This is a genomic window from Streptomyces calidiresistens, assembly GCF_014141525.1.
Classification (GTDB): domain Bacteria; phylum Actinomycetota; class Actinomycetes; order Streptomycetales; family Streptomycetaceae; genus Streptomyces; species Streptomyces calidiresistens.
The window spans coordinates 1-7133 of sequence record NZ_VKHS01000219.1 but is presented as its reverse complement, the minus strand read 5'-3'; the positions used below and the strand labels follow the sequence as shown (position 1 = coordinate 7133).

Here is a 7133-nt window from a genome sequence, read left to right as displayed (position 1 = left end):
CGCCCCGCCCGCCCCGGACGGCTCCGGCGCCCCGGTCTCCCGGGGACGCCGCCGCACCATGCGCGGTTTCCGTGACGTCCTCACCGAGACCGGTCGCTCCCACCCCCACCTGGAGGTGGTGTGGGAGGAGGTCCACGAGCGCTGGCGCGAGCATCTGGAGGATCTGGGGCTGGACCCCGAACTCTTCCGCTACCAGCGGGAGATGAACGCCGACGAGGGCGAGGCGGCGGGTCTCTTCGCGGTGCGCGCCGACTCCGACTTCACGGATCTGTTGCTGCGCGCCGTCACCGACCACCGCGACACCGACGGTCTCGCCGACCTCGTGCACGGTTTCGCCCACAAGCTCGGCAGGCGCGAGGAACTGACCGCCGAACGCGACTTCACCGCGGGCTCGCTCGACCTGCTCGAGCGCATCGCCGCCGCGGGTGCCGAGCGGGAGCGCGCCCGCGCCGTGCACGCCGCAGCCGAGGGGCGCACCCGCGGCCTCGCCCGTCGGCTGGCCGCCCGCGCGGAGCGCGAGCGGGAACGGACCGCCGTGCTCTCCGAGCGCGCCGCCCTCGCGGCCGAGGCCACCGCGGCCGCGTCCCGCGCCCGGGACTCCGCCCGTGCCATCGCCGCCGAACTCGCCTGGCGCCACGCCGCCTCGGCGTTGGCCGACGGCGAGCGGGAGGCGGCGGAACGCCGCCGCGAGCTGGCCGACGCACGCTCCCTGCACGCCGCCTGGCAGGCCACCGAGACCGTGCTGCAGCACCGCTCGGCCGCCGATCGCGCGGCCCGGGTGGCCGAGGCCATCCGGGAGGCCGAACGGGACGCCGCCCCGGCCCTCGCCGCCCGCGCCCGGGCGGCCGGTGAGCTGATCCGCGCCCTGGAGGCAGCGGCCTCGGGGGCCGAACGGGAGGCGGCCGGTCACGAACGCCGTTCGGCGGACCTCCTGGCCGCCGGCGAGGAGACCCGGCGGGAGGCGACCGCCGCCGCCACCGCCGCCCAGCGCGCCCGCAGCGAGGCCGACCACCTCGAGCAGCGGCTCGCCGAACTCGACCGCGAGATCGCGGAGGCGGCGGACGCCGGTTGGTTCGAGGAGGACGAGACCCCCGGGGATCCCGCCCTGGCCGCCCTGGCCGCCGACGACGCGGCCCGTACCGCCGAGACCGCGTTGCACGCGGCCCGTGAGGTCGCCGCCCGGACCGCGGACGCCGCACGGGCCGCCTCCGAGCGCCACACCCGGGCCCGCCTGGCCGAGGCCCGGGCCACCGACGGGGTGGACGCGGCGGAGACCGCCTTGACCGCGGAGATCCGCGCGGCCGGCGCGCTGGCCGCCGAGCCCCGGGTGGGCGAGCTGTTGGGTGCCGATCCGAGCCGGCCGCCCGGCGCCGAGGAGTTGGACGGCAGGGCGGAGGAACTGCGGGAACTGCTGGAGGGGGCGGTCGAGGCGGCCGAGCGCCGACTGTTCGAGCAGCGCACGGGAGCCGCCGAGGATTCCCGCATCCTCGCCGCCCTGGGCGACGGGGGTCTGCTGCCGCCGGGGCCCGACGTGCTCGCCGCCGTGGAGTGCCTCGGCGAGCACGGGGTCCCCGCCCTGCCCGGTTGGCGCTACCTGGCCCGGTCCGTGCACCCCGACGACCACGCCGCCGTGCTGGCGGCCCGCCCCGAACTGGTCGACGGTGTCGTGGTCACCGACCCCGAGGGGTTGGAGCGGGCCCGGGAGATCCTCGTCGAGGCCGCGCTCCTGCCCCGCTCGGCGGTGGCCGTCGGTACCTCCGCCGCCCTGCTGGCCCCCGTCCCGCCGGCCGACCGGGACGGGCTCGCCGGCGGCGCCGGGATGTTCCTGGTGCCGCCCAACCCCGCCATGCACGACGAGAACGCGGCCGACGCCGAGCGGGGCGCCCTCCGCGAGCGGGCCCGGGTCAGGAACGGCGAGATCGAGGAACTGGCCGCCCGGCTCGCGACGGACCGGGCGCTGACGGCCCGTCTCGCCTCGTGGCGCACCGGCTGTCCCCCCGGCCGGTTGACGGCCCTGCGGGAGGAGGCGGAGCGCGCCCGGATCGCCGCCTCCGCCGCCCGCCGCGAACTGGACGCGGCCGACCTGGCCCGCCGGGAAGCCGAGGATGCGGCCGGGGAGGCGCGACGGGCCGTCGAGGACAGGGGGGAGGCCGCCCGCCGGGCCCGCCGGGCGGCCGACGCGCTCGCCGGTCTCGCCCGCCGGCTGCGCGAGCGCCCCGCCCACCGCTCGCGGCTCCGCGAGCTGGCCGAGGAGGTCACCGAGGCGGAGGAGCGGGCGGCCCGGCTGCTGGACCGTGCCAGGGCGGCCGACGAGGACCGACGGGCCGCCCAGCGGGCCGCCGACGACGCCCGGCGCACCGCCCGCGCCCTGCGTGCCGAGCGGGCCGGGATCGCCGGCGCCCCGGAGGACGCCGTTCCCGACGAGGGCGCGGATCCCGCGGCGGAGGACCCGGTCGAGCCCGCCGCCCTGCCCGCCCTGCGCGAGGCCTACCGGGCCGCCGGACACCTCTACGAGAAGGTTGCCGTCGGCAGCGATCTGCGCGCCGAACAGGCCAGGGCCGAGGGCGACGAGAGCGCGGCCCGCGCGGCCCTGGACCGACTGGGCAGCCGGGTCCGCACCCGGGCCGGCCGTCTGCTGTCCACGCCCGAGGGGGCCGACGGCCCCGCCCGTCAGGCCGCGGCCGCCCGGGCCGAGGAGCTGGCACACCTGCTGGAGGGGCGTGCCGCCGAGGCGGGGGAACGGTTGGGCCGCCTGCGCGGCGAGGCGGAACGGCTCGCCCCCGGGGAGGGCGGGGCCCATGCCGAACTTCCCCCCGACCTGGAGCCGACCGACGCCGAACACGCCCGCGCCCTGCTGCGCGACGCGGAGGCGGAACTCGCCCGCCGGGGCGACGCGCTGGAGACCGCCCGCCTGGCCCAACAGGACGCCGAGCGCGGCCGGACCGCAGCCGAGCGCGCCGCATCCGATTTCGCCGAGACGGCGGGGCAGCTCCTGGACCTGCTGCGCGAACCCGATCCGACCGATACCGCCCACGCGGCGGACGGATCCGGGGCCGCCGGCGCCGAGCCCTATCCGGGGGCCGCCGAGGACGCCCGGCGTGCCGCCGCCGAGTCCCGTCGGGCCCTGCGCGGCTGCGCCGCCGAACTGTCGGCGGCGGAGGGCGCCGTGCGGGAGGCCGCCGATCGGCTGGTGCGGCACGCCAACTCCGCGCGCTTCGAGGCGGTGCGCACCCCCGCCCGGCAGCAGATCCGGGAGCTGCCCCCGGCCGCACTGCCCGCCCACGCCGAGGCATGGGCCGCCGCCTTCGCCCCCCGACTGCGGGTGCTCACCGACGAACTCGGTCAGTTGGAGCGCAACCGCGACGGCATCGTGGACCGTCTGCGCGGGCTGGTGGAGTCCTCCCTGGACACCCTGCGCTCCGCGCAACGCCTCTCCCGCCTCCCCGACGGGCTGGGGGAGTGGTCCGGTCAGGAGTTCCTGCGGATCCGTTTCGAGGAACCCGACCGGGCGACCCTGGTCACCCGACTGGGCGAGGTGGTGGACGAGACCACCCGGGCCGCCGTACGGCGCAACACCGACCTGCGCCGCGACGGGATGTCCCTGCTGCTGCGCGGTGTCCGGGCGGCCCTGGAACCCCGCGGCGTCGCGGTGGAGATCCTCAAGCCGGACGCGGTGCTGCGCGCCGAGCGGGTACCCGTCGGGCAGATGGGCGACGTTTTCTCCGGCGGGCAGTTGTTGACCGCGGCCATCGCGCTGTACTGCACCATGGCCGCGCTGCGCGGCAACGATCGGGGACGGGATCGGCACCGGCACGCCGGCACCCTCTTCCTGGACAATCCCATCGGGCGGGCCAACGCCACCTACCTCCTGGAGCTCCAGCGGGCCGTGGCGGATGCCCTGGGTGTCCAGCTGCTGTACACCACAGGCCTGTTCGACACCACGGCTCTGGCGGAGTTCCCGCTGGTGATCCGTCTGCGCAACGACGCGGACCTGCGGGCCGGCCTGAAGTACATCAGTGTCGAGGAGCACCTGCGACCCGGTCTGCCGGGCACACCGGCGGACGAGGGGGTGCGGGCGGAGATCACCGCGACCCGGGTCCACAACCGCCCCGCGGACGTCGTTCCCGCCACGCCGGAACCCGCCGGGGCGACGGCGGACGGGGGGAGCGGCGACCGGAGCCCGTAGCCGGGCCCCGTCACCGCACGACGCGCGGCGGTTCGCGGGGCGCCGGGACGGGCGGTCCCCGTCCCGGCGCCCCGGTCATCACCGTCGTTCCAGCGGTCTCCTCCTCGCCGCGCTGCTGGGCAGCGACACCACGCCGTGGCGTTGGCGCCACATCTGACGGGTGATCCAGATGTCCAGGAAGGCCCAGGTGGTGATGATGGTTCCGGCTATCGTCAACACCATCATCGGAAAGGCCGCCCAGGACTTGGCGAGGGTGCACAACAACGCCGCCAGCAACTGCACGAGGGTCAGCGCCGCGATCAGGACGGCCCGGACCGCCGCCTCGCGAACCGGGTCCGGCATCCGTGGTTTGGCATACACGCCATCGCTCCCTGCACGGTGAGATGTACGCGAGATGCGCTGAAATGTCGGGGAACACCTACTCGGGCATCATGCCAGAACTCCTTGCGCGGGCGGGGCCGACGGACCAGGATGGCGCACAGCCCGTTTTCACCGGGGTTCTCCCCGGACACCGTTCACCACTCGGGTGTCCCCCGGGGCGGGCGGCGCCGGTCGCGCGCCGCGCCGATCCCCGGGGCCGGGCCCGAGCCGTGTCGACGCATCCGCGTCCGGGCGGACCAAGGGGAGGGCATGCGCTTCCGCGGTAGGTCGATCCGTCACAAGATCGTGGTGCTGCTCATGGTGCCCCTGCTGTCCCTGGTGGCCCTGTGGGGATTCGCGACCGCCCTCACCCTTCACGAGGCCCGGCAACTGACCCGGGTCTCCCACCTCGTCGACGACTTCGGCGACCCGGCCGCCGAGGTGGTCCGGGACCTGCGCCGGGAACGCCGCGAAACGATCGTCCACCTCGCCGACCCGCGGGGTCCCCGGGAGGAACTGCGCGGTGCCCGGCAGGCCACCGACCGGTCCATCGGGGTCGTGCGCCTCAACGCCTCCGGTCCCGCCCGGGAGAACCTCGCCCCCGGGGCGGGGGAGGCGCTGGACTCCTTCCTGGAGGCACTGGACCACCTCGAGCGGGCCCGTGAACAGGTGGACAGCAACACTCTCACCCGCACCGGCGCGCTGGAGGCCTACAACGCCGTCGCCGAACCCGGACTGCGGCTGCAATCCGCCCTCCACCTCCTGGAGAACGTGGAGTTGGACCGGCACGGTCGCGCCGTCGCCTCCCTCGGCATGGTCGCCGAGAACGTCTCCCGGGCCGACGCGCTGGTGGCGGGGGCCCTGGCCGCCGGTCGGATGACCGACCGCGAGCACCGGGCCCTGTCCGACGCCGTGGCGGAGCGGGGCCTGCTCCACCGCCTCCACCTGTCCGACCTGCCGGTGGAGGACCGTCGGGCCCACGAGAACTTCTGGCAGGCGGGACAGGGCCGGATCCTTCGAGAGGCCGAGGAACGGGTCGTGGAGCAGGGCGTGGGGGGCGTCCAGCCGGGTCGGTGGGAGGAGATCACGACCACGACCCTGAACGAGCTCCGGGCCCTGGGCGACTCCGCGGCCGAGCGTCACGCGGCCCGGGTGGAACCGGCCGCGGCCGCGGTCCTGCTGCGCGCCGCCCTCGCCGGGATCGCGGGCCTGGCCGCGGTGCTCCTGTCGATCGGGATCTCCCTGCGGGTGGGGCGTGGTCTGACCCACGAGTTGCGGCTTCTCTCCGATCGGGCCACGGAGGCCGCCGAGGTCCGCCTGCCCGGGGTGATGAACCGTCTCGCCGCGGGCGAGCGCGTGGACGCCGCCGGGGAGGTCTCCCGGGCGGAGCACGGCCCGGACGAGGTGGGACGGGTGGGCCGGGCGCTGGACACCCTTCAACACGCCGCGATCGAGGCCGCCGTGCGGGGCGCCGAGATGCGTCGCGGGGTCTCGGAGGTCTTCGTCAACCTCGCCCGGCGCAACCAGGTGCTGTTGCAGAAACAAATCGACCTCCTCGGCGCGATGCAGCGGCGCACCGACGACGAGGACGAGTTGGAGGACCTGTTCCGTCTGGACCACCTCGCCGGCCGCATGCGGAGGCACGCGGAGGGGCTGATGATCCTCTCCGGCGCGGCCCCCGCCCGGCAGTGGCGCACCCCGGCGCGTCCGATGGACGTGGTCCGCGGCGCGGTGCGGGAGATGGAGGATCCCGAACGGGTCGAGGTGCGGCGGATGCCGTCCCTGGCCGTCGACGGCGCCGTCGTCGCCGATCTGGTCCACCTGTTGGCGGAACTGTTGGAGAACGCGATCAACTACTCGCCGCCCCACACCGCCGTCCAGGTGCACGGCGAGCGGGTGCCGCACGGCTTCTCCATCGAGATCCACGACCGGGGGCTGGGCATGCCTCCCGGGGCGATGTCCGAGGCCAACCACCGCCTCGCGCACGCCCCCGACTTCGAACTCTCCGACACCGATCGACTGGGACTGTTCGTGGTGGCCCGGCTGGCCCGACGCCACGGGATACGGGTCTCCCTGCGGGAGTCCCCCTACGGCGGGACCACCGCGGTGGTGTTGATCCCCGGGGAGGTGTTGGGCCCCCCGGAGGACGGGAGGGGGGCGTCCCCGATCGCCGGCACCGGGCGCCTGTCGGTGACCGGAGGACCGGGGGCCGTTCCCGTGGAGGCCGGGCGGGGCGGCCCGGTGGAACTGGAGACCCCGCTCGAACGGGTCCTCGCGGGACGGGGGGCGGGCCCCCGCAACCGGGCCGACGACCCCGGTGATTCCCTCGGCAGACGAAGCGCGGACGACCCCGCGGGCGGTCGTCCACCCCTGCCCACCCGCCGTCCCGGGCGGGCGGTGGAGGACTCCCGGCGCGGTCCGCGCGAACGCGACACCGCGAGCGACCGTGCCGTGCGCACCGAGGACCGGGAGGGGAGCGGGGGAGGCGTCCGGGGTGGATCCGACCCCGGAACCGGGGCGGGAACGGGGGTGGAGCCGACCTCGCGCCGGTCCGTTCCGGTGCTGATCGCGGAGAACGGTCGGGTGG

Annotated in this window: 3 protein-coding genes; 2 read left to right on the top strand and 1 reads right to left on the bottom strand. The window is 76.3% G+C overall.

All coding sequences use genetic code 11. From position 1 onward, the window contains the following. Positions 1 to 4186 (top strand): hypothetical protein (locus tag FOE67_RS11480; RefSeq protein ID WP_182663245.1); only part of this gene is annotated, 4186 nt, incomplete at its 5' end. Positions 4187 to 4264: 78 nt separating this feature from the next. On the opposite strand, the gene FOE67_RS11475 is transcribed toward FOE67_RS11480, so the two are convergent. Then, the gene (locus FOE67_RS11475) at positions 4265 to 4546 is read right to left on the bottom strand and encodes a hypothetical protein (protein WP_182663243.1); all 282 of its coding nucleotides are present in this window, start codon (positions 4544 to 4546) and stop codon (positions 4265 to 4267) included. Positions 4547 to 4816: 270 nt separating this feature from the next. On the opposite strand from FOE67_RS11475, the gene FOE67_RS11470 reads away from it, so the two are divergent. Then, the coding region (locus FOE67_RS11470; RefSeq protein WP_182663241.1) for a sensor histidine kinase at positions 4817 to 7133 on the top strand (2317 nt) is incomplete at its 3' end.